The 20,818-nt window shown below is 54.2% G+C and carries 19 protein-coding genes and 1 pseudogene; 14 read left to right on the top strand and 6 right to left on the bottom strand.

Annotated features, from left to right (window positions below):
• The first annotated feature begins 318 nt into the window (after window positions 1-318).
• Complete coding sequence (locus tag BUB54_RS14575; protein WP_217652511.1) at window positions 319-1,959, top strand: NADP-dependent glyceraldehyde-3-phosphate dehydrogenase; 1,641 nt, start codon at window positions 319-321, stop codon at window positions 1,957-1,959.
• Window positions 1,960-1,986: 27 nt separating this feature from the next.
• A complete protein-coding gene (gene pyk, locus BUB54_RS14570; RefSeq protein ID WP_048877971.1) occupies window positions 1,987-3,405 on the top strand; it encodes a pyruvate kinase in 1,419 nt (472 codons plus the stop codon).
• 216 nt (window positions 3,406-3,621) lie between these two features.
• Here pyk and BUB54_RS22130 read toward each other — a convergent pair whose 3' ends face one another.
• Window positions 3,622-3,894, bottom strand: coding sequence for a hypothetical protein (locus BUB54_RS22130; protein ID WP_052948312.1), 273 nt, complete (start codon window positions 3,892-3,894; stop codon window positions 3,622-3,624).
• Between BUB54_RS22130 and BUB54_RS14565 the strand changes: the two are divergent.
• Window positions 3,787-4,041 (top strand): annotated as a pseudogene (locus BUB54_RS14565) (ATP-binding protein); the annotation flags it as partial. The gene BUB54_RS22130 and the pseudogene BUB54_RS14565 overlap by 108 nt on opposite strands.
• Window positions 4,042-4,137: 96 nt before the next feature.
• Here the strand turns inward: BUB54_RS14565 and BUB54_RS14560 are convergent.
• A complete protein-coding gene (locus tag BUB54_RS14560) occupies window positions 4,138-5,034 on the bottom strand; it encodes a LysR family transcriptional regulator (protein WP_048877972.1) in 897 nt (298 codons plus the stop codon).
• Between the two features lie 95 nt (window positions 5,035-5,129).
• On the opposite strand from BUB54_RS14560, the gene BUB54_RS14555 reads away from it, so the two are divergent.
• The 3 genes from BUB54_RS14555 (at window position 5,130) to BUB54_RS21590 (ending at window position 9,221) form a co-directional block, all read left to right on the top strand.
• Window positions 5,130-6,008, top strand: a complete 879-nt coding sequence (locus BUB54_RS14555) for an aldo/keto reductase family oxidoreductase (protein WP_048877994.1) — start codon at window positions 5,130-5,132, stop codon at window positions 6,006-6,008.
• Window positions 6,009-6,911: 903 nt separating this feature from the next.
• A complete protein-coding gene (locus tag BUB54_RS14550) occupies window positions 6,912-8,720 on the top strand; it encodes a methyl-accepting chemotaxis protein (protein ID WP_048877973.1) in 1,809 nt (602 codons plus the stop codon).
• Between the two features lie 117 nt (window positions 8,721-8,837).
• Window positions 8,838-9,221 carry a hypothetical protein gene (locus BUB54_RS21590; protein ID WP_048877974.1) on the top strand — a complete coding sequence of 128 codons (384 nt, stop codon included), beginning with the start codon at window positions 8,838-8,840 and terminating at the stop codon, window positions 9,219-9,221.
• A 215-nt stretch (window positions 9,222-9,436) separates the two neighbouring features.
• On the opposite strand, the gene BUB54_RS21585 is transcribed toward BUB54_RS21590, so the two are convergent.
• Entirely contained in the window at window positions 9,437-9,607 is a 171-nt protein-coding gene (locus BUB54_RS21585) for a hypothetical protein (protein WP_244890792.1), read from the bottom strand.
• Between BUB54_RS21585 and BUB54_RS14540 the strand changes: the two genes are divergently transcribed.
• The 3 genes from BUB54_RS14540 (at window position 9,569) to BUB54_RS21580 (ending at window position 10,580) form a co-directional block, all read left to right on the top strand.
• On the top strand, window positions 9,569-9,661 hold the full coding sequence (locus tag BUB54_RS14540; protein ID WP_373318300.1) for a cold-shock protein: 93 nt from the start codon (window positions 9,569-9,571) through the stop codon (window positions 9,659-9,661). The genes BUB54_RS21585 and BUB54_RS14540 overlap by 39 nt on opposite strands.
• A gap of 241 nt (window positions 9,662-9,902) precedes the next feature.
• Window positions 9,903-10,061 (top strand): hypothetical protein, encoded by a 159-nt coding sequence (locus BUB54_RS20900; protein ID WP_158320077.1) that lies wholly within the window; start codon window positions 9,903-9,905, stop codon window positions 10,059-10,061.
• A gap of 342 nt (window positions 10,062-10,403) precedes the next feature.
• Window positions 10,404-10,580 (top strand): VOC family protein, encoded by a 177-nt coding sequence (locus BUB54_RS21580; protein ID WP_241869326.1) that lies wholly within the window; start codon window positions 10,404-10,406, stop codon window positions 10,578-10,580.
• A 609-nt stretch (window positions 10,581-11,189) separates the two neighbouring features.
• On the opposite strand, the gene BUB54_RS14530 is transcribed toward BUB54_RS21580, so the two are convergent.
• Window positions 11,190-11,630: a DUF4168 domain-containing protein gene (locus BUB54_RS14530; protein ID WP_048877975.1), complete on the bottom strand. Its 441-nt coding sequence runs from the start codon at window positions 11,628-11,630 to the stop codon at window positions 11,190-11,192.
• 309 nt (window positions 11,631-11,939) lie between these two features.
• On the opposite strand from BUB54_RS14530, the gene BUB54_RS20895 reads away from it, so the two are divergent.
• The gene (locus tag BUB54_RS20895; RefSeq protein ID WP_158320078.1) at window positions 11,940-12,113 is read left to right on the top strand and encodes a hypothetical protein; all 174 of its coding nucleotides are present in this window, start codon (window positions 11,940-11,942) and stop codon (window positions 12,111-12,113) included.
• Between the two features lie 723 nt (window positions 12,114-12,836).
• Here the strand turns inward: BUB54_RS20895 and BUB54_RS14525 are convergent.
• Entirely contained in the window at window positions 12,837-14,219 is a 1,383-nt protein-coding gene (locus BUB54_RS14525) for a Dyp-type peroxidase (RefSeq protein WP_048877976.1), read from the bottom strand.
• A 16-nt stretch (window positions 14,220-14,235) separates the two neighbouring features.
• Window positions 14,236-15,231: an NHL repeat-containing protein gene (locus tag BUB54_RS14520; protein ID WP_244890791.1), complete on the bottom strand. Its 996-nt coding sequence runs from the start codon at window positions 15,229-15,231 to the stop codon at window positions 14,236-14,238.
• Window positions 15,232-15,541: 310 nt separating this feature from the next.
• On the opposite strand from BUB54_RS14520, the gene BUB54_RS14515 reads away from it, so the two are divergent.
• The 4 genes from BUB54_RS14515 to BUB54_RS14500 all read left to right on the top strand — a co-directional run bounded on the left by BUB54_RS14515 (window position 15,542) and on the right by BUB54_RS14500 (window position 20,704).
• Complete coding sequence (locus BUB54_RS14515; RefSeq protein WP_052948313.1) at window positions 15,542-16,582, top strand: iron ABC transporter substrate-binding protein; 1,041 nt, start codon at window positions 15,542-15,544, stop codon at window positions 16,580-16,582.
• Window positions 16,582-18,186, top strand: coding sequence for an ABC transporter permease (locus BUB54_RS14510; protein ID WP_048877978.1), 1,605 nt, complete (start codon window positions 16,582-16,584; stop codon window positions 18,184-18,186). The genes BUB54_RS14515 and BUB54_RS14510 overlap by 1 nt, the downstream gene beginning before the upstream one ends.
• 4 nt (window positions 18,187-18,190) lie before the next feature.
• On the top strand, window positions 18,191-19,219 hold the full coding sequence (locus BUB54_RS14505; RefSeq protein WP_048877979.1) for an ABC transporter ATP-binding protein: 1,029 nt from the start codon (window positions 18,191-18,193) through the stop codon (window positions 19,217-19,219).
• A 558-nt stretch (window positions 19,220-19,777) separates the two neighbouring features.
• Complete coding sequence (locus tag BUB54_RS14500) at window positions 19,778-20,704, top strand: AraC family transcriptional regulator (RefSeq protein ID WP_217652510.1); 927 nt, start codon at window positions 19,778-19,780, stop codon at window positions 20,702-20,704.
• The last annotated feature ends 114 nt before the right edge of the window (window positions 20,705-20,818 follow it).

Raw genomic sequence — 20,818 nt, 5'->3', positions numbered from 1 at the left:
GTTGCCTGGGATACCGATGCCGCGTTTGCCCAGAACAGCTCTGAGTCCAATGTTCACTACAACAACCCGTACTTCAGCAGCCGTTTCTATCTGAAGTACGCTTTCTAATCAGGAGTTTAGTTGTTGCCGACTATGAATAGCCTATAGATTTACTGATGTTGGAATAGGCTAATCTGGTCGGCAATAATAGAGGATTCGTAGATCACCGTTTATTGCATAAAAAATTGAAATTTTTAGAAATCGACAAAACCTAAACCTAGGAGATAAGCTTATTTAATTCGGAATAATACGCCGAAATTAGAAATTTTTTACGATAAATTGGCCTTTAAAAATTTCTCAATCGTCGGTTTGGAGATAGGTATGTTTCTAACAATGGATAATATTCCAGAGGAAGTAAGGCTTTCTGAGCCTATCACCCTATGTTCAACACTAATCGGAGGTGAGTATCAGAAGTTTCCTGGAGATCCTGTCACCGTCTACTCGCCAGTTTGCGCCAAAACTGATAATGGGTTGCAACAAATTGTTTTGGGTAGCCGTCCGGCGGGGGGAGTTGAAGAAGCTCAAGCCGCTTTAATGGCTGCAGTAACCGCCTATAATGAAGGTAGAGGTAAGTGGGCCACGGCGACGGTCGGATACCGAATCGCCTGTATGGAGCGGTTTACTAATCTCATGATCGAAGTACGGGATAAGGTAGTACGAATCCTAATGTGGGAGATCGGCAAGAGCTTATCTGACTCAGAAAAGGAATTTGATCGTACAGTTAATTATATCCGCTCTACAATTAGTGCACTTAAAGAGCTTGATAATTCGAATTCACGCTTTCAAATCGTTGAGGGTGTAATTGGTCAGGTGCGTCGTACGCCATTAGGCGTCGTGCTTGTCATGGGACCCTATAATTATCCTCTGAATGAAACATTTGCTCTGCTGATTCCAGCATTAATAATGGGTAATGCGGTCGTTTTTAAGCCGCCTCGTTTTGGTTCTCTACTGTTTGCTCCCCTTCTGGAAGCATTTAGAACCGCATTTCCCCCCGGTATATTCAATGTTGTTTATGGAAAAGGTGAGGTGGTTGTACCTCTGCTACTTGAATCTGGTCAAATAAATACACTAGCGTTGATAGGATCTAGCAAAGTCGCAGGACATTTAAAGAAGTTGCATCCTAAGATCAATCAACTGCGCGCAATTTTGGGGCTTGACGCGAAGAATGCGGCTATTGTCCTGCCTGATGCAGATCTTGACTTAGCAGTTAGTGAATGTCTTGTGGGATCACTTTCCTTTAATGGGCAACGTTGTACCGCACTTAAAATACTTTTAGTGCATCGATCGATTATAGATGAATTTCTTGAGAAGCTCTTACATGCTATATCAAAAATGAAAATTGGCATGCCGTGGGAGAGGCAAGTAATGATTACGCCATTACCAAGCCAGGCAAAAGTCAAGCAGATGCGGGATTACATTGATGATGCTATAGGTCATGGTGCACGAATCTTGAACGAAGGCGGCGGTGATATAGCTGGTACTTTTTTTATGCCTGCTATAGTTTATCCGGTGACACCTTCCATGCGTCTTTATCGTGAGGAGCAGTTTGGTCCGATCGTACCGGTGACACCATTTGACGATATCGAAGAAGCTCTTGCCTATGTCAGGACATCTGAACATGGACAGCAAGTTAGTATCTTCAGCGAATCTCCCGAAATTGTTGGTCGACTTGTTGATCCTCTTGTTAATCAAGTTTGCCGCGTTAATATCAACAGCCAGTGTCAACGTGGACCTGATATATTTCCTTTTACCGGTCGAAAAGATAGCGCTGAGGGCACTCTGTCAGTAACAGATGCATTGCGTTCATTCTCAATTCGCTCGATGATCGCCACCAAGGATAGTACCGCGGGAAAGGCGCTACTTGGTAGCATCCTGCATGAGCGTACATCGAATTTCATCAATACAGGCTTCATTTTTTAGCCTCAGAAAACGGATATGATGTAGATTATGACGACGCATCGGTATGCCAAGATTGTCGCTACCCTGGGGCCATCCAGCACAGGGTATGACGAAATTCTAGCTCTGGCACAGGCAGGCGCTAATGTGTTTCGGTTTAATTTTAGCCATGGAACACATGCGGATCACCGCTTACGCATGGCTTTTGTGCGCGAAGTGGAGGGCGTACTTGGACATCCGCTAGCTGTGCTAGCGGATCTGCAGGGACCGAAGCTACGTATTGGATCATTAGAGCCTGGACATCTCGATTTGGCTGAGGGCGATCAGGTGATCTTTACCCCAGCCGGCAAAGGTGATGTCGTTACAGACATTCCCCTGCCGCATCCTGAGATTTTCTCAGCTGCACGGCCTGGGGTGGTGTTGTTGATTGATGACGGCAAAATGCGCTTTGAGGTTGTTCAAGCAGATGATGGACATATCACAGCTCGCACAATAGTTGGGGGTTGTTTATTGCCGCGTAAAGGGGTGAGTGTGGTTGGTGCGACTTTGCCCGTCTCCGCGCTTACACCAAAAGACTACATTGATCTCAAGGTTGCCTTAGAACTTGGTGTTGATTGGATCGCGCTTTCCTTCGTTCAGCGGCCTGAAGATATTGATGAGTTACGTAACTTGGCCGGTCCACATGTACGTATTATGGCGAAAATAGAGAAGCCTTCGGCAGTTGATTGCCTAGAACAGATTGTTGAGCGCTCAGACGGAATTATGGTCGCACGTGGCGATCTCGGGGTTGAGATGCCGGTGGAGATGGTTCCACGTATACAGCGTCGAATTTTAAGTACCTGTCGTCGTCTAGGCAAACCAGTGGTCGTGGCGACTCAAATGCTCGAATCAATGATTGCCGCTGCTACTCCCACACGTGCAGAGGTCTCTGACGTAGCGACAGCGATTTATGCGGGTGCCGATGCGGTCATGCTTTCAGCTGAGTCGGCTTCAGGCCGTTTTCCCAGACAAGCGGTGGAGATGATGGCTAGTATCATTGGTGATGTCGAAGCTGATGAAGAGTTTTGGAAGGCTGCAGAGAAGGGCAGGGTCGTCTCTCGTGCCAATGTCTCTGATGTTATCTGTGCGGCCCTGCGCGAAACCGCTAAAGCATTACAGCCTGCTGCAATTGTCGCTTACACCACATCCGGAAATACCGGCTTCCGGGCCTCAGCCGAGCGCCCGCGTGTACCGCTGCTCTGCTTAGTGCCCAGTCTAGAGGTTGCACGGCCTCTTTGCTTATCCTGGGGTGTAAGACCAAGGGTTACAGCGAAGATGAACGGTATGACGGATGTTTTGAAGGTGGCAAATTGCTTGGTCCTCAATGAAGGTGTAGGTCGGGAAGGGCAACTGCTTGCTCTCACCGCAGGGCAGCCATTTGGCGTTGCTGGGACTACTAATGTTCTTAGGGTTGAACGAATCGCCAGATAAGATACGCGCCATTCAGATGGCTCTCAATTGGGAACATGGTGTTTTCCGCTGAGATCTGACCTGCCTGGCGGTTATGATGTGGATTTCAGAATGGGTAAACGGTTGGTTTCTCTCCTTTTTTGAGACTACTGATTGAGCTGTTCTTGAGACTGAAGCGGACATAGCCGGTCTTCAAGATGTGGCAATGGTGGGTCAGTTGACGGGGTAGGGCGATGGTCATCTTGGCGTCGCGGAGGACGGCGGCCATTCGCCTAAGCTCAAATGGGTTGTGATGACGAGGCAGGTACGCTCGTAGAGCCTGGTAAGCAGGCGGAACAACAAGGTAGCCCCGAAACGCTGATTGGCAAATAGCCGATTTCGTCGAGCAATGTTGCGCGCAATCTTCTGGACGATTGGGGACTGTGGCCGCCCGACGCCCAGGCCCGCCATGATCTCCTGGAAATCCTCGAAGAACGCTATGGCCGCCGATCCACCATCATCACGAGCCAATTACCAGTGGAAGATTGGCACGCCGTCATCGGCAATCCCACCTACGCCAACGCCATCCTGGATCGCCTCGTCAACAACGCTCACCGCCTCAACCTTCACGGTGAGAGCATGCGCAAAACCCGAACCAAAACAAAAGAGAAAGGTTGACGTCAGCACGACGCGAGTGTCACAAAAATCTCAGCCAGAGAGATACCGCACCCTGGGCGGCATCATGTCGAAATCGGCATCTTGCCGGAGTAAACACTACCGACGCTGAATGAAATCGAGAAAGGCGCGCAAAGGGGTGGGGACCAATCGGCGGCCAGGATAGTAGAGAAACGGTCCCGAAAAACGCTGCCACCAATCGGGCAACACAGGTATCAACGTTCCATTTTGCAGATGCGGTGCCAGCCAATCTTCAAACAAATGCACAATGCCCAATCCGCGAACCGCCGCGTCGACAGCCAATTCCACCGCGGCGCCCAGCCGTACGAGCAGCGGCCCAGACGGGTCAATGCGGACTAATTCGCCTTCGCGCTCAAACTCCCAGACTGGAACATTGCCGCTAGCGAACTGACCCCTCAGGCAAGCGTGGGTAAGCAAATCGCGTGGATGGGCTGGGGTGCCACGTGCTGCAAGATATGAGGGGGCGGCGGCTGTGGCAAAGCGTTGGATGCGCGGGCCGATTGGCACTGCAATCATGTCCTGCTCCAGCCGTTCATCATAGCGGATCCCAGCATCACAGCCAGCGGCAAGCAGATCAACGAAGCCGTCCTCTACCATTACCTCCAATCGAATTTCTGGATAGGCTTGTAAGAAGGGCGTGACGATCTCGGGCAGCACCAGTCTTGCCGCGCTACCCGGTACATTGAGGCGCAGCGTGCCTGCCGGGCGGTCGCGATAATGATTGACTATATCCAGGGCCGCCGCCACTTCGCCAAGTGCGGGTTTTAGCCGCTCCGCCAAGCGTGCGCCCGCTTCGGTCGGCGCCACTGAGCGGGTCGTACGATGCAGTAAGCGCACCCCAAGTCTGGTCTCCAGCCGGCGCACAGCCTCACTCAGATTGGAGGCCGGAATGCTCTGTCGCCTTGCTCCTTCGCGGAAGCCCCCGGCTTCCACCACGGCAAGAAACGCCATCACATCCTGTAGCTCTTTCGTCATTGTCCAAAAATCCGTACAACCTGTGCCGATTTCACCCTATTATCGTGCAGAAGGTCAATCACCAGATCACCGGGAACATCATCAAGGAGGATGGAATGAGCGATCTAGACAAAGCAGGCACCTACAAGTTGGGCAGCCGTACAGTGCGCCGTATGGGCTATGGCGCTATGCAACTGGCCGGGCCAGGCGTGTTTGGCCCGCCCAAGGACCGCGCAGAAGCTCTGGCTGTGCTGCGCGAAGCAGTGGAAGCTGGGGTGGATCATATCGACACCAGCGATTTTTATGGTCCCCATGTCACAAATGAGATCATCAAAGAGGCACTTTACCCTTATCGAGCCGAACTGACTTTGGTGACTAAACTCGGCGCGCGGCGAGGGAATGATGCTTCCTGGCTACCTGCCAACAGCCCGGCTGAATTGACCCAGGCGGTACACGATAATCTACGCAATCTGGGTCTGGATTATCTGGAGGTCGTGAATATGCGTTTGATGGGAGCGGTCCATGGGCCCAAGGAAGGTTCGGTCGAGCCATTCTTTACCGCTTTGGCGGAACTCCAGCGCCAGGGGCTAATCCGCCATCTCGGGATATCCAACGCCACGCCGAAACAGATCACCGAGGCACAGCGCATCGCGCCGATCGTTTGCGTGCAGAATCTCTACAATCTTGCCCATCGTGAGGATGAGGCGCTGATCGATGATCTCGCTCGACAAAACATTGCTTATGTGCCCTTTTTTCCGCTCGGCGGCTTCACGCCCCTGCAGTCAGACACACTGAACCGTGTGGCAGCAAAGCTAGAGGCAAAGCCAATGCAAGTGGCGTTGGCGTGGCTACTGACGCGTTCTCCCAATATCCTGCTAATCCCCGGTACGTCTTCTCGTGCGCATCTGCATGAGAACTTAGCGGCTGCTTCTTTTGTTCTGCCGGACCATGCGCTGGCTGAGTTGGAGAGTATCGGCAGACAGGCGTCAAAATAAACACCTGCGCGCTCTCGAACGCGTCAATTTCTAGGGCGGTTCATTCAGCTGGCGGGGGGATAGGGCGCGCTGACAACTGATTTACTTTACGATAAGGGGGCGTTCTTGGTTGGAAAAAGATTAGCCGCCTTTTGCTATCGAAATGCAAACAGCGTTTATATGAGATCTCTCACAATCAGACGCCTCCACAGGCGGTGAATTAGGTATACGCCTGCAGCGCGAGGGCGTGTGCCATTCATAAGGCGTTCATTATCGACAAGGCAACCATCAGCGATCAGGAGATCACCTGTCAGCGGCCAGTACCTATGTCCTGGTCTGGCGGCGCGCTAGGTGGCTTGGAGCAAGATCGTAGTTAGAAATCATAACGATTGGCGCTATTTATATGAAGATTGGTCGTGCTCTGGAGAACGCTCCCGTAATGGCCATTCATGCCAGTACCCACATCCAGTTCTATAGCCGGCGTCCAGACGACATTAACCTCATTGACGTCGAGCAAACCAAGATGTGAATGAGTTTGGAGGGCTGCTTTTTACCTTTCAGGCGGGAACGGTCCGAAGCCGCCACTCACGCCACGATGGCGGCTAACTCCTGGCAACGCTGCTGACCGATTCTCAGATGATGGCGCCCAGCTATTCCGAAATATCCTCGCCCCTCGATCTCACTCCTCGGGGCCCTAGGGAAAATTTCTGCCGGTCAACTTGCAGCTAACTAACGCAAAAATTCAGTCATTTTTCTTATGGCTATGCCAAGTCTAGGCCGGCATTTAGCTTGGCACCGCCCCAGCTGGCGCCCCTTATTGAAACCATATATAGATATATAGCGTTCACAATGATGTTAGAATAACTGTTTATTAACAATTCAATTTTAGAACGATTGCTATAATAACCTTATAAAAGGTGCCCAATGTTCCGGTTTATCGAGACAAACACGCAAGCTACTTTGAAGGCGCTTTCGTTATCGCTTGCGATTATAGAGTTCAGCCCCGATGGAACTATCCTCACCGCAAACGACAATTTCTGCCGACTGCTCGGCTACAATCTCTCGGAGATCAAAGGTAAGCATCACAGTCTCTTCGTTGATCCAGCCTATGCGCAAAGTGCAGAGTACCAAGAATTCTGGAAAAAGCTGAGGCGCGGCGAATACGAAGCCACTGAATATCGGCGTATTGCTAAAGATGGGCATGAAGTATGGCTTCAGGCATCCTATAATCCGGTTCGTAATTCACGCGGCACTGTTGTTAAGGTTATAAAGCAGGCAACAGATGTTACGGCCGATAAGCTAAGAATTGCAGCCGAGACAGCCATTCTTGATGCTATTTCACGTGCACAGGCGATGATAGAATTCACGGTGGATGGCAAAATTATCACGGCAAATGAGAATTTTTTGAAAGCCATGGGCTATCGCCTTGACGAAATCAAGGGGCAAAAGCACCGGATCTTTGTTGAGCAGAATTATGGACAGTCACCTGAATATGCGGAATTCTGGAAGAAACTTGCGTCGGGAGAATATATCGCGGCGGAGTTCAAGCGCATTGGCAAAGGAGGAAAGCAGGTCTGGCTCCAAGCCTCGTATAATCCGATCTTCGACCTTAACAACAAGGTCGTAAAAGTCGTAAAATTTGCGACCGATGTTACTGACCGTGTGCGAGCAGTCAATGGCATTACAACTGGCTTGAAAGAGCTGGCGAGTAAAAATCTAAAATACAGAATTATCGAGAATTTTTCTGTTGATTTTCAGGAAGTTCGTCAAGATTTCAATTCATCTCTTGAGCAGTTGGAATCGACGATGGCTGCAATTTCGGCGAGCATACAGAACGTTAAAAGTAGCTCGGGCGAGATTTCCCAGGCATCCGACGATCTTTCTAGGCGTACCGAACAGCAAGCCGCGAGCCTCGAAGAAACCGCTGCGGCATTGGATCAAATTACCACGACCGTAGCGAATACAGCTGAAAGTGCTGGTGAGGCACGCAATGTCGTTAATTTGGCAAAGGACGACGCAGAGCGTTCGGCCATCGTGGTCACCGATACTGTGAACGCAATGACGGAAATCGAGCATTCGTCCAGTCAGATCAGCAATATCATCGGTGTTATTGACGAAATCGCGTTTCAGACCAACCTTCTGGCCCTAAACGCTGGGGTCGAGGCTGCACGGGCCGGCGACGCTGGGCGCGGGTTTGCCGTTGTTGCGACAGAGGTTCGGGCTTTGGCACAACGCTCGGCTGAGGCGGCGAAAGAGATCAAGGCGCTCATTTCTTCGTCGACCCAACAGGTCGCTACCGGTGTGGCACTGGTCGGCAAGACGGGGAAAGCCCTGCAGGGGATTGCTGAACACGTTACCAAGTTGAACGGGATGATTAGCGAGATTACGGCATCTACGCGGGAACAGTCATCGGGGCTTAGCCAGGTGAATGTGGCGGTTAACGAGATGGATCAAGTTACCCAGAAGAATGCGGCGATGGTTGAAGAAACCACAGCGGCGAGTCACAGCCTGACTCAGGAGGCCCGGGAGTTGGCAGGTCTAGTTGGTCAATTCCATATCGGCGCGACTTCTCGTGCCCAACCGTCAGTGGAGCCCGAACTGAGCAGGAAGCCGACAAAGCTGCATGCTCAGGAACGTCATAGCCGAGTACAACATTCCATCCCGAAACGGCCCTTGGGCAATTCCGGGGATCTTGTTGCAGTTGGTGCCGAACCTAGCTGGGACGAGTTTTGACTTTGTTTCCATCTGCCGCCACGCCGGTAATCTGGAGCACGACTTGGTAACGAGGCCAGATTAAGTTGTTCGATCCCGTATTGTTCAACCCCCATACTCTCAGCTCATCCTTCCGAGGTGGTCGAGATCGAGACCGGGATTTTCGTCGATCTTGATCTTGCAGAGGGGTTATGTGCCCGCGTCTATGTTAGAAATGTACCTGCCCTGGCGCCCGACTTCAGTGTCGAGCCGGGCGAGGCGCAACGCTGGGCGGCGGCACTGGTCGAGGCCGACAAGCAGAATCACTCCTTCTTTGGCCTGGTAGGGGATGGTGTGCCTGTATTAGGGCTGATTGACCAGCCTGTGAGCGGTGGCTGGCGTCAGGCGGACGGAATTGAGTTTATCGGCCCGTTCGGCAGCGTTCCGGGCTGTCGGCGTCGTGCCGCGCTCGGTGAGGCGAACTGTCTTGCACAGGCCCGGAATGGTTCCCGCCAGATGAGCGCGCTGCTCTCGAGGGGCTAAGTTGCGCCTGCAAGCGCGTGTCCTGGGGGCGCTTTCTGCTTTACAGGGGGCTGGCCCGTTTTTACGGACTATCCATGGAGCAACTTCCGCCTGACCAGGACCGAGCGGCGGCTCAGCGCCCTACTTGATCAAAAGCGCCAAACGGGCTATATGCTGACTCTCGGTCTTGATTTTGAGCTTTGTTTCCCGCGCCAAACGCGCCTCTGACGAACTTCCTATACAATATCGATTACCCCTACTTCGGCATATCCTTCGCCGAAGTCTTTAACTTTTTGATCGATTGAAAGGAAAATGTCATGACAGCTGGTACCTTTAAATTCTTCAATAAGACTAAGCGCTATGGTTTCATTAGCCCTGAATCTGGCAGCGGTGATATCTTCGTTCATATCTCTGCGGTAGAGTGGGCCGGCCTCGCAACCCTTAAGACGGCCAGAAGATGACATTCGACATCGTCTAGGATCGCAGCAACGGCAAGAATGCCGCGGATAATCTTAAAGCCGAATAAGGCAGTTTCACGTATATCGCTATAAGGCGAGTTTGTGCCGCCCGATAGCTTCGTCTAACTCTCCCTTTAGGCTTAATCAATATTCACCAATTTTAACTGTCGCGTGCTTCATATAACATAATAAAGAGCGTGGCAGCTTATCGATTAACGTCGCATTATGCGACAAAGGATAAATAATGAAAACTCAAATCCAAAATTCATCCAACATTTCTAGAGCGTTTTTTGCTCGCCCTATTGAACAATGCGGCCCGAGTGCACCAGAAGATCGTAAACGGGAAACTTCTCCGATGAGCCAGCCGGAAATTCGTAAGCTCATCGAAGAAATTATGGGATAGTGAACGCACAATCGAGGGGCTTCGGCATGGAGCAGGTGATCCGCATATATCCAAGTTTGATGCATGCCTTGGTCGTGTGCTTTGGCTCCAGCGACCTGTTCGCGGACTGCGGTAACCGCAGCTACGTAGGCGCTCTCGTCACCGGGCCCACCCAAGTCCTGGAAACCAAAGGTGCCCGTCCGTAGCCCGCTCCGGTCTATATATACGATTATGGTCTGAAGAGTGGCGGGTTCTTGGAACAAGCGCGCCATTGTCATACGCCTGGGCAGGGTCGACGATGATCAGAGGAGCGGGTAATTGCGACGGTCGGGCAGGTTTCAGAGGTATTCTGAGAATGGAAAGTTGGGCAAAGTTGATCCGGAGTTCGTAGTGTCGGACTTGGATGCCAGCTTACCACTCTGGTTCGAACTGATCGGTTTTTCCGTGGCTTATGATCGCCCGGAGGCTGGCTTCGCGTATCAGGACCTGGATGGCGCCCAGGTTATGCTTAAGCAGCGTAATACGGCAGACGACCAATGAGTAACCTGGCCGCTCGTGGCGCCGCTGGGCCATAGCATCAATTTTCAGATTAGGATGCCCACGCTTTTGACCGATCTTGGAACGACTGGAAATCGTGAGATGGTCGCTATTCCAGGAGCCAGAGGAAGCGTGGTGCTGTGTCGAATTCGTTGAAGTTGGCCAGTGCCAGTTTTTAGTTATGGACCCGGATGGCTATCTTCTTCGTCCGATAGAAAATATTGGCCAGAGCGGTTACGACTATGATACAAAAATTTAGCGTCTCCCTTTTTGGTGTGTCCGAATGAACCGCGGCCGACTCCATCGACACAACAATATGTTTACATGTCATTATTTGGCTTCCGGTAGATATTATACTGGCCATCTCCAACAACGCCGGGGCGGCAACACGGTGAGCGCATACCGTCTACCCCGGCTTTCTTGCGCCTTGGCCCTGCGTTGAAACTGCCAGAAACGCAAACGGTCATTAAGAGGTTGGCTGCGCAGCAAAGTCCGACCGAGCGGCATGCTGCATGCGGGGTAGAGGAGCAGAGCTTTTAAGCCGTCATCTGCAGGGCAGGACACGGTTGTACGCGTCCCTTCCTTGCAGCGGACTCAACCCGTCAAGATGAGTTATTTCGTTGAATTTGAGTTGTAAGCTGTTAGGATTTTCTTGCGTAATTTTGGATTTTTTTCGGCGGACGTCACAACTTCTTGATATTTCTGAATCGAAATGCCGTTTGATATGATTTTTTGCTTCTCTGCTTTCAATGCTGCATTATTCAGTTGCTGTATTTTCTGCTGGTCCTTGTGTTGTTGAGCTGCCTGCATTTCAGGAAGGTACTGCTTCCTAACTTTTTCAACATCGTGCATAGCATGAGCGACTGAATTGATTGTGTTGTTAGAGTATTTTTCTGCTTGCCCAGTTGCTCCTTGCATAGGCATTTGACCTTGTGGCGTCTGAGCAAGTGCCGGTACAGTGAAAGAAAATGCACCAATCAATCCAAATGTAGCGAGGATTTTTCTGGAAAAGGTGTTGGTGACAGAGAATGAGTTTGCGTCAATAGATGGCATTAATAATTGTCCTGGTCGTGAGCGGTCTCCTGGAACTAAAAACTAAAACGAACTATTCCAAGTTTAATATTGGCAAAGTTGTTTGTTGTTTTATTTAATATTGGTTTCTTCGTTTTACAGAGATCATTTTTGCAAATTATCGAAGAGTTTTATTTTGATAAGAAGTGGTCAGAAACTTAAATAATCTTAAGTATAACTTGGATTGAGCCTTGATAGTAGCTCATCGGTGAGCTTCGGGCGGTGTGGTTTTTTGGACTATCCTCAATTTTGTACTCTGGCGTTGTAGCTGCTTGAATAGCGGACACGTGTATGAGCATCTACAGAGATTTTCTGGACCAGTTGATGGCTGGATATTCACTGAATGATCTATTTGACAAGAGCGGCATGGTGGTGGACATGACAAAGGCACGGCAAGCCTGGTGGCCTGACGCCTCCACCTATGGCTCCGCCGATTGGTGTAGGTTCTCCCCCATCAAGCCATGACGGGTTATAACGAAAGTCGGTGGCTCCGCTGGGCATTTTGCTTAGGCGATCGACGAGCCGACTGTTTAGGATGACGTTGAGAAGAATATGAGCGCGGGGACAAGGCAGCAGCGAAACCAATCTATCTGACTTTGAATGCTGCATCCACCGAGTGGAGGCGCTCTGTGCACGAATGGCATGCTGTCAGAAGTTCATGTTCGAAGATCGCTTCCCAAGGGCCTAACAAAACGCGTCAGAGCGCAAAATTCCAAACAGTCTCTGGCATGAGGCTTTGAACCACTGCCATTGTTTGAACTGAAATGAAACTACGTTGGAGCATTAAGGGTCTCTCTTCAGCTTGAGAAGAAGTTCCTGTGTTCATTTCTGCCCAGACTCCCTCAGCTCCCGTGAGGCTGGTTGCGCAACCGTATGCCCGAAGACATGGCATTAGCCTAGCTTACTGATCCAAATGACGTTCCGCAATCAGACACCTAATTATTTAAGACCACGAACTGACTCAAGGGCGATCTACCACGTTGCTATCAGGAAAATGCAAGGCTAGCTGCCCGATCCGACGACGTGGCATTTCAATCTCTAATTCGTTATCATAAAAAATCAAATAAACCGAGCCGCTGCAATCCTCCCCGAGCACAGGTCCCATACGCGATATCTTTGGACAGGCGGGCCATCCATAATCAACAGGAAGTGGAGTTTGCTGAGCCAGGGAGGAGGGCAAGCGAAGGTTCAGGTGAAGAGGTCCGCTCCGATGAACCCGCCCTTTGCGATGCCGCTCGGGCAAGCAAAAATCGCGCTGCCCGTATGCGTTGTGAACTGGTTCATCATGTCGAATTTCGACATTCTGTCGAAGATCTTGATGAACCCGGTTCTAGGATCACGTTGGAAAGCGACGAAGATCAGCCCAGCCTCGTATTCGAGGCCCTGCCTCCAGGGCGGCCAACGTTCGGCGATCATCTTGAGGCCGTCGTTGTAAGAATAAGCACGGCGCAAAATCCGCGCACCGTCATTCGTCGAAGCGGCACCGAGCCGTACGTGCGAATTCTCAGCAATCACCGGATTGCCGTCGGCATCGGTGGCGTCGAGATTGAGGGGGGTGAATTCTCCGCCACCAGTCAGCGGCCCGCCGCTCACCTTTTTCCGGCCGAATATGCTCTCCTGGAAGTCAAGCGCGGTGTTGTCCCAATGCTGCAGAGCCATTCGGATACGGCGAACGACGAGATAACTGCCGCCCTGCATCCAAACCGGCCCCTCATTCCCGACCCATACTGCTTCACCTAGGGAGCCGTTACCGATGGTTTTCCCGTGGCTTATTTCGGCCGGATCGGGGCGCCCCGGGTTCTCAGTGCCGTCCTTAAAGCCGAACAGATTGCGCGGCGTTTCCCCGGCCGGATAATCTGGCAGGAACCCCGTCTGCAACCACCGCAGTGTGGCGACACCCGGCTTGGCATTGTAGGCGAGGGTGGCGCCCGCTTTTTTGCCACCATAGCCATCCGCCGCGTCGTTTGGAGCGGCCATATGGGCAAGTTGACGGATGGCGTGGAACGCGACCGCGCTGTCATCTGCACAAGCCTGGATGCAGAGATCACCGCCGGTGTACGCCGGCTCAAGCTGGTCGCCATTGAAGCGCGGCAAGTCGACGAGCGCGGCGGGCCGTTTCGCAGCCAAGCCGTAGCGGTCCTTTCCATCCTTTTCGAAAAGCCCTGGGCCGAAACCAAATGTCAGTGTCAGGCGCCCAGGGCCAAGCCCGCGTACAGTACCGCTATCGGTTGGCGGTTTGGACGCGTTGCCGTCTGCCGGCTCCACAAGGTCGCCGGCAGCCATAATAGCCGCCGCCTGCGTCCAATCTTGCAGCAATCGGACCAAGTCCGACTGGCTCTGGGCGATGATGTCAAAACTCGCGAACACAAGATGAGTCTGTTGGGGCGTCGCGATCCCGGCCTGGTGCTTGCCGAAAAACGGGATGGCCCCACCGTCGGACATATCACTGGCAGGGGCGGCGGTCATACCAGGCACCGCCGCCTTGCCAGCCTTCGTGAGCAGGGGGGCCGCCAGCGCGCCGCCGGACGCTCCGAGAAAGCCGCGCCGTGTTGAAAACGGACATCTGGACATGATCGTCACTCCCGTCTCAGTTCGCCAGCATCAGCGTGTTCATGTCGTCCTCTACGTAGTAGAAGCCATGTCCGTCGGGCGTCAGCGTGATGCCGAAGAGGTCGCCGCTGCCTGGCGGCTGCTGAGCCTCGTCAGCGTCGATCCATTGCGCAGCGAGTTGCTTTCCGGTCGTTGGATCAATCTCGACGACTTGGCCGTTTAGACCATTGGTGGTTAGGAGATGCCCCCCCGGCGTCATTGTTAGCGCGAGCGGCCGCTGCAGAAATCCGCCCGAGGTCACTGTGGTGCCGGTACCATCGCTTGAGGTACGGGTCAGAGCATCTGGGATAGCGGCGATGCGGTTGCCAAGCGCGTCGGAGACAAAGAGGTCACCGTTCTTACCCAAGGCCAAGCCGGTTGGACCGATGATGAAGACGCTCTTGTCGGCCTGTTCACCGAAGCCATCGGCGATGACCATTTGATTGGTGACAACCGGCGGTTTGCCCGGTGGGATATCCAGCGAGAGGCGCAGTACGGTCGCTTTCTTGACGACCGGACTGTTATCCGTGGGGGCACCGACGCCGAAGCCGACATTGCTCACGAAGAGCGTGGCATGTTTGCCGTCATCAACCGTGGCGATGTTCCCCCATGGCCCATTGATGTTGGGACCGCTGATCGTACCGGAAACTGCCCCATGGGAATTCAGAACGATCAGGCAGCCGGGCCCCTTCGTCGCTGTAGTCCCATCCTGGCTTGGCAAGCTGCCGACGATGACCCAGCCGGACTTGAGCATCGTCATGGCGGTGGTCAGACCGACGCCCCCCGGACAGCCTGCGAGCTTGCGATCGATCTTGGCGAAAACCGAGACTTTCTTAGTGGCCGGACTGTAGTCCATGATCGTCGTGCCAAGCCCCTGGAGATTCTTCGAGTCGTTGAAGTTCGTGACAAGCACGTCACCCTTCTGGACCTTGCCGGCCGAGACCGGTGCGACGACGATTGCATAGGGGTTCTGGTCGCCGTTCGCCGGCACCATGGAGCCCAGTGTCACGTGATGCCGGGTATTCGAGAGGAACTCGCCCCCCTTCCCATCGGCGAGTGCCGTCGCTGGTACCAGCATGGTCGCTACCAGGGCCAAACCAGCCCAAGCCCATCGCCGTCCGTTGTTCTCATCTCTCATTGCCTGTGGTCCTCCAGTTGAACATCTGCCAGTAGCAATTATTGAGAACGACTCTCATTTGCAACCCATTGACCGACGGAAAACATGAGCTTATGGATTATAATGAGACTTATTCGCAAGTATGAGTGGGCTCATACGTTTTACCAATTTGCCTGGGAGATGCCTGATGTCGTTGCTCGAACACCGCTGGTCGCGGTCGAATTTTGCTGGCCTGGGAGTAGCAGCCCTTGCCGCCTGCGGGCTTCTCGCCTGCACGCCGCACCCAGCCGTCGCCGCCACGCTGGTGCTCTACAGTGGGCAACACGAGCAGACGGTGAACATGCTCGTCTCGGCTTTCGAGAAGAAGACCGGAATCGGCGTTAAAGTGCATTCCGGTGACGGGCCAGAGGTTGCCGCCCAGATTATCCAGGAAGGCACAGCCTCGCCGGCCGACGTGTTCTTTACCGAGAACTCTCCCGAGATCGCGATGCTGGCGGAGAAGGGGCTGCTTGCTAAGGTGGATCCGTCGACCCTTGCCGAGATCCCCTCCAAGTACAACGCGCCGGACGGCACCTGGGTCGGCGTTCTCGCCCGTGAGAACGTGCTCGCCTACAATCCGTCGATGATCGCCGCCTCTGCGCTTCCGGCATCCCTGATGGACCTTGCGAAGCCGAAATGGAAGGGGAAGATCGCGATCGCGCCCAGCGACAACGACTTCCTGCCGCTGGTCAACGCCGTCGTCGTAACGCACGGCAAGGCCGCCGCACTAGCCTGGCTCAAGGGACTCAAAGCAAACGCAAAGATCTATGACGATGACGAGGGCGTCGTCGCCGCTGTCAACCGCGGTGCCGTGGCCACCGGCATCATCAACAATTACTACTGGGCACGCCTGCAGCAGGAACTGGGCAAGGCAAAGACACATAGCGATATCTATCACTTCAGTCATGGCGACGTCGGCGGCCTGATCAACATCTCTGGCGCCGGCGTACTGAAGACGAGCAAGGACCCGAAGGACGCGCAGCGCTTCCTCGCCTTCCTTGTCAGCGCTCCGGCACAGAAGATGCTGGCCGACACGCCGGTCACGTTTGAATACCCGTTGCGCCCAGGCATCGCCCCGAACCCGGTGCTGAAGCCCTTCAACGAGCTTCAGCCGCCTGCTATCTCCGTTTCACAACTCGGCGACGACGCGTCAGTCGTGACGCTGCTTCACGAAGCCGGCCTTCTTTAATGCGGTGGGCAAACGCGCGACCGCCCCTTCTGCTCCTCGGCGCGGCAGCGGTTGGCGCGTTCCTGGTACTCCTGCCAATCGGACTGACGATCCTGCGGGCGACAGAGGTGAGCGGAGGGCAGGCCGCACACTTCCTCCTACGCCCGCTGGTCGGCACGCTTTTGCTCAATACGGTATGCCTGACGGCAGTATCCTCCGCGCTGGCAATCGTCGTCGGCACGGGGGCGGCTTGGTTTGTCGAGCGCACCCGGCTACCGGGGCGGCAGGCATGGGCCGTGCTCCTTGCCGTGCCGCTAGCCATTCCCTCCTTCATTACCAGCTATGCGTGGATATCGATCAGCCCGGCGCTGGAAGGTTTCGCCGGGGCCGTGCTGGTGGTGACCTGCGCCTATTACCCGCTACTCTATCTCCCCGTCGCCGCTTCATTGCGTAATCTCGACCCGGCGCTTGAGGATTCGGCCCGCGCGCTTGGCTGCGGGCCGGTCGTGTGCTTCGTCCGTGTCGTGCTACCACAACTGCATCCTGCACTCCTGGGTGGCACGTTGCTCGTCGCGCTCAACGTCCTAACCGAGTTCGGGGCCTTCGCCCTGCTGCGCTTTCGTACCTTCACGACCGAAATCTATATCGAGTACAGGGCCAGCTTCGATGGCGCTACCGGCTCGCTGCTGGCGAGCATCCTCATCGTGCTGTGTCTGTTCTGTCTGATGGCGGAGCTGCGTATCCGCGGCAGCGCGCGCTACGGCCGGATCGGTCGTGGCGTCCGCCGGCCTGCCTCTCTCCATGAGCTGGGGCAAATTAAATGGGTTGTGGTCGCCCTCCTGGCGGCGCTGGTGGTTGTCACGACTGGTATGCCGCTCATCACCACGCTCTACTGGATGACCCAGCACGGTGCCGCCGCGATCACGCCAGCCGAAGTATCGCCGGCCTTGCTGACGGCGGCGACGCTGTCCTCGCTCGGTTACGGTCTTGGCGGCACACTGATCGCGATGGTGCTGGCGATTCCGATCGGCTTCCTGGCGACGCGCTATCGCGGGCGGACGGTAACGCTGGTGGAGCGCACGAGCTACCTGACGCAGGGGATGCCGGGGATCGTCATCGCCCTCGCCATGGTCTTCCTCACCGTGCATTACCTCCATCCGCTCTATCAGAGTTCAGCGCTGCTGATCCTGGTCTATGGCATCCAGTTTCTTTCCCTTGCCGTCGTTGGTGTGCGGGCGGCACTCGCCCACGCGCAACTGGGGCTGGAGGAGGCGGCGCGCTCATTGGGCTTGAACGTCTTCCAGGTCGCATATCGCGTCATGCTGCCGCTGGCCGGGCCTGGTCTCGGGGCAGCGGCAGCGATGGTCTTCATCGCGGTGGTAACGGAACTGACCGCAACCTTGCTGCTCGCTCCGATTGGCACCCAGACCCTAGCGACGCAGGTCTGGGCGGACACCTCGACCCTCGCCTTTGCCGCAGCGGCCCCATACGCTGCCATCATGATGGCACTCTCCTTGACAGCCAGTTGGTTGCTCGCCCGACAGTTCGGGCAAAGCCGCGTCGGCGACCCGGCACAGTCCCACCAACCAAGCCAGATATCTGACCGCACAGCACCCGTGGCATGAACCCATGATTGACCTCACTGTCAGCAACCTCAAAAAGACATTTGGTAACCGAACCATCCTGCACGCGATCGACCTAACGGTGTCGCCCGCGCATCTGCTCGCGGTGCTCGGCCCATCCGGCAGCGGGAAGACGACGCTGCTACGGCTCATCTGCGGTTTCGAACGCTGTGACGCCGGTACAATCCGCATCGGCGACGAGGTTGTGGCGCGGCCCGGCCTGCACATGGCACCTGAACGCAGGCGCGTCGGCTACGTCGCGCAGGATGGCGCGCTCTTCCCGCATCTATCCGTGCGTGAGAACATCGTCTTCGGACTGTCGCGCACCGAACGCCGTCGGGGTATCCGCGCCAACGAACTGCTCGATCTCGTTGGACTACCACAAGCCTATGCCGATCGAGCGCCGTACCAGCTCTCCGGCGGTGAGCAGCAGCGGGTGGCGCTCGCCCGTGCCTTGGCCCCGCAGCCGCAACTCGTGCTGCTCGACGAACCGTTTTCGGCATTGGATGCCGGGTTGAGGGCGGAAACCCGAAAGGCGATACTCGAGGCACTGCGGCTGGCTAAAGCGACAGCAATTTTGGTGACCCATGATCAGGCAGAGGCACTGTCGCTCAGCGACGAAGTCGCCGTGTTGTTGGACGGCAATCTTGCCCAAGTTGCAACGCCCGCAACACTTTACAACAAACCAAAAAACGCGGCCGTGGCCCGCTTTCTGGGAGAGACTAACCTGATCCCCGGATTAATTCAGGGCCGAAGTGTGGACTGCGCACTGGGCCAGTTGGCTCTCAGCTCCGAACTTCCTGCTGGTTCAGGGGAAGTGCTGATACGCCCCGAGCAGATTCGCATTGATCCGTGCTCTGAAGGGACGTCGCTTCCTGCTACGGTAACTGCAATTGATTATTATGGTCATGACGCCTCGATAAGTCTTCGGATGTCAGACCTGGACCTCATTGCAAGGGTTAGTGGACCGCTTCTCCTTCGAGTGGGGCAGCAGGTTGGCATTGCAATTGAGGATCCGGTCAGGGCATTTGGATAGACTTGAGAACCGTCTGAAAACTTGGCTTTCGCCATACTCGTGCGATGACCCAAATGCGGCTAACAAAACTTCGTTTATAATGAGCCGTTGAACAAGTTACCAATTTAGGATCCATTCTGAGTGGGCCAAGCCGTGGACGGCATTTGCAGAATCTTCCAAGATCGGAAACTCTAGATTTTTGCTGCTGCAGCCAAGGGGGTAGGCAACTAGGAGCGGCTATCCTGCCAACAGACCGCTTGGCTATGAACGGATTGACCCGCGCGCAGGTGGAGATCAGCCAATCGGCGTATTTATTGATTTCTTGGTAGCAGACCTTGGTGGAGCCTAGCACAAGCTTCATTATACTGAAGCAGTGCTCGATCTTGGCGTGGATTTTAGATTCCCGCGCGTTCCGACTTGTCTTGGCCTCATTGACGACGCACTTTAGCTTGCAGCGGCGGATCACCCGCGATAAGCGCGGGGCGCGCCAGCCCCGGGTTCCACAGCCCCCACATCCGATGCCGTGAATGCCTCACACGGAGGAGTAGGCTGACAATCTTTGCTTAAACCTGTAATATAATGGTACTTCGCGATCACCTTCTGAACCTTTTGCCCGCTACCACGATGACATTCACGCAATGGAAACCAAGTCCGCCTGTCACGGAGCCCATCGTGCCGCTCCCATCGGAATCATTTGTTTGGCGCTGTGATGACTATCCGCTTTCGCGGGCTGTCTGGAACACTCACAAGGAATGCGAGGTGCATCTGATCCGCAATGCGGAGGGCTCTTGCTATGTTGGTGACCATATCGGACGTTTTTCTCCCGGTGATTTGTTCTTCATCGGAGCGGAGTTGCCACACAACTGGGTGACCCCGCTGAGCAACGGGCAGGTGATCAAAGGTCGCGATGTCGTCCTGCAATTCGACGGGGATCGCCTGAAATCAGCTAGCTCTGTAATGCCTGAAATGTCACAATTGGGCCGGCTGTTGACGGAAGCTCGGCGTGGGATGATCTTCCAAGGTGCGGCACGGCAAGCTGGGGCCGTTATGATGGAGGCGATCGGAACAAGCTGCGGCCTTCAAAAATTAGCGAAACTGTTGGATCTCCTGCATCTTCTGTCTCACACAAAAGAATATATTCTATTGTCTTCGGCTGGCTTTGCCCCCAAGCTGGACGGAAAATCCAGCAGCACCCTAGACGAGGTCTTCCGCTACTTGTCGAGCAGCCTTGGGCAGGACTTGCGCCTCTCCATCCTCGCAGACATTGCCGGGATGACTGAATCTTCGTTTTCTCGTTTCTTTAAAGATAAGACCGGGAATACCTTCACTCGCCATTTGGCCGTGCTTCGAACCGCCAAAGCATGCGAATTGCTGGCCCAGACAAATCTGCCCGTTACCGAGATCTGCAGCGAGGTTGGATATAAAAATCTGTCTAATTTCAACCGTGCCTTCCGCGAAGTGCGCGGAATGACACCCTCCAGTTATCGCAAGCTGTCACGCTCATGAAACAGATGACGTTATGACAAAATATCATCAGTTTTTTACATCGCTAGCTCTATCGGGGCTGATTGCAAGTTAGATATCCTCTTTTTGGCTGATATGCAGCTGGGAGGAAGAACG

It is taken from the genome of Acidocella aminolytica 101 = DSM 11237, assembly GCF_900129125.1.
Taxonomy (GTDB): domain Bacteria; phylum Pseudomonadota; class Alphaproteobacteria; order Acetobacterales; family Acetobacteraceae; genus Acidocella; species Acidocella aminolytica.
Note: the sequence above shows the minus strand (reverse complement) of the source record. Positions and strands in the feature narration are given on the sequence as shown.

Coding starts and splice junctions, on each gene's coding strand:
- BUB54_RS14520 (WP_244890791.1), bottom strand. CDS start 15,231: ATGGTGCCGGCGAACGGCGACCAGAACCCCTATGCAATCGTCGTCGCA.
- BUB54_RS14530 (WP_048877975.1), bottom strand. CDS start 11,630: ATGCCATCTATTGACGCAAACTCATTCTCTGTCACCAACACCTTTTCC.
- BUB54_RS14560 (WP_048877972.1), bottom strand. CDS start 5,034: ATGACGAAAGAGCTACAGGATGTGATGGCGTTTCTTGCCGTGGTGGAA.
- BUB54_RS20900 (WP_158320077.1), top strand. CDS start 9,903: ATGAAAACTCAAATCCAAAATTCATCCAACATTTCTAGAGCGTTTTTT.
- BUB54_RS14500 (WP_217652510.1), top strand. CDS start 19,778: ATGGTACTTCGCGATCACCTTCTGAACCTTTTGCCCGCTACCACGATG.
- BUB54_RS21585 (WP_244890792.1), bottom strand. CDS start 9,607: ATGAACGAAGATATCACCGCTGCCAGATTCAGGGCTAATGAAACCATA.
- BUB54_RS14550 (WP_048877973.1), top strand. CDS start 6,912: ATGTTCCGGTTTATCGAGACAAACACGCAAGCTACTTTGAAGGCGCTT.
- BUB54_RS14555 (WP_048877994.1), top strand. CDS start 5,130: ATGAGCGATCTAGACAAAGCAGGCACCTACAAGTTGGGCAGCCGTACA.
- pyk (WP_048877971.1), top strand. CDS start 1,987: ATGACGACGCATCGGTATGCCAAGATTGTCGCTACCCTGGGGCCATCC.
- BUB54_RS20895 (WP_158320078.1), top strand. CDS start 11,940: ATGAGCATCTACAGAGATTTTCTGGACCAGTTGATGGCTGGATATTCA.
- BUB54_RS14525 (WP_048877976.1), bottom strand. CDS start 14,219: ATGTCCAGATGTCCGTTTTCAACACGGCGCGGCTTTCTCGGAGCGTCC.
- BUB54_RS14510 (WP_048877978.1), top strand. CDS start 16,582: ATGCGGTGGGCAAACGCGCGACCGCCCCTTCTGCTCCTCGGCGCGGCA.
- BUB54_RS14505 (WP_048877979.1), top strand. CDS start 18,191: ATGATTGACCTCACTGTCAGCAACCTCAAAAAGACATTTGGTAACCGA.
- BUB54_RS14515 (WP_052948313.1), top strand. CDS start 15,542: ATGTCGTTGCTCGAACACCGCTGGTCGCGGTCGAATTTTGCTGGCCTG.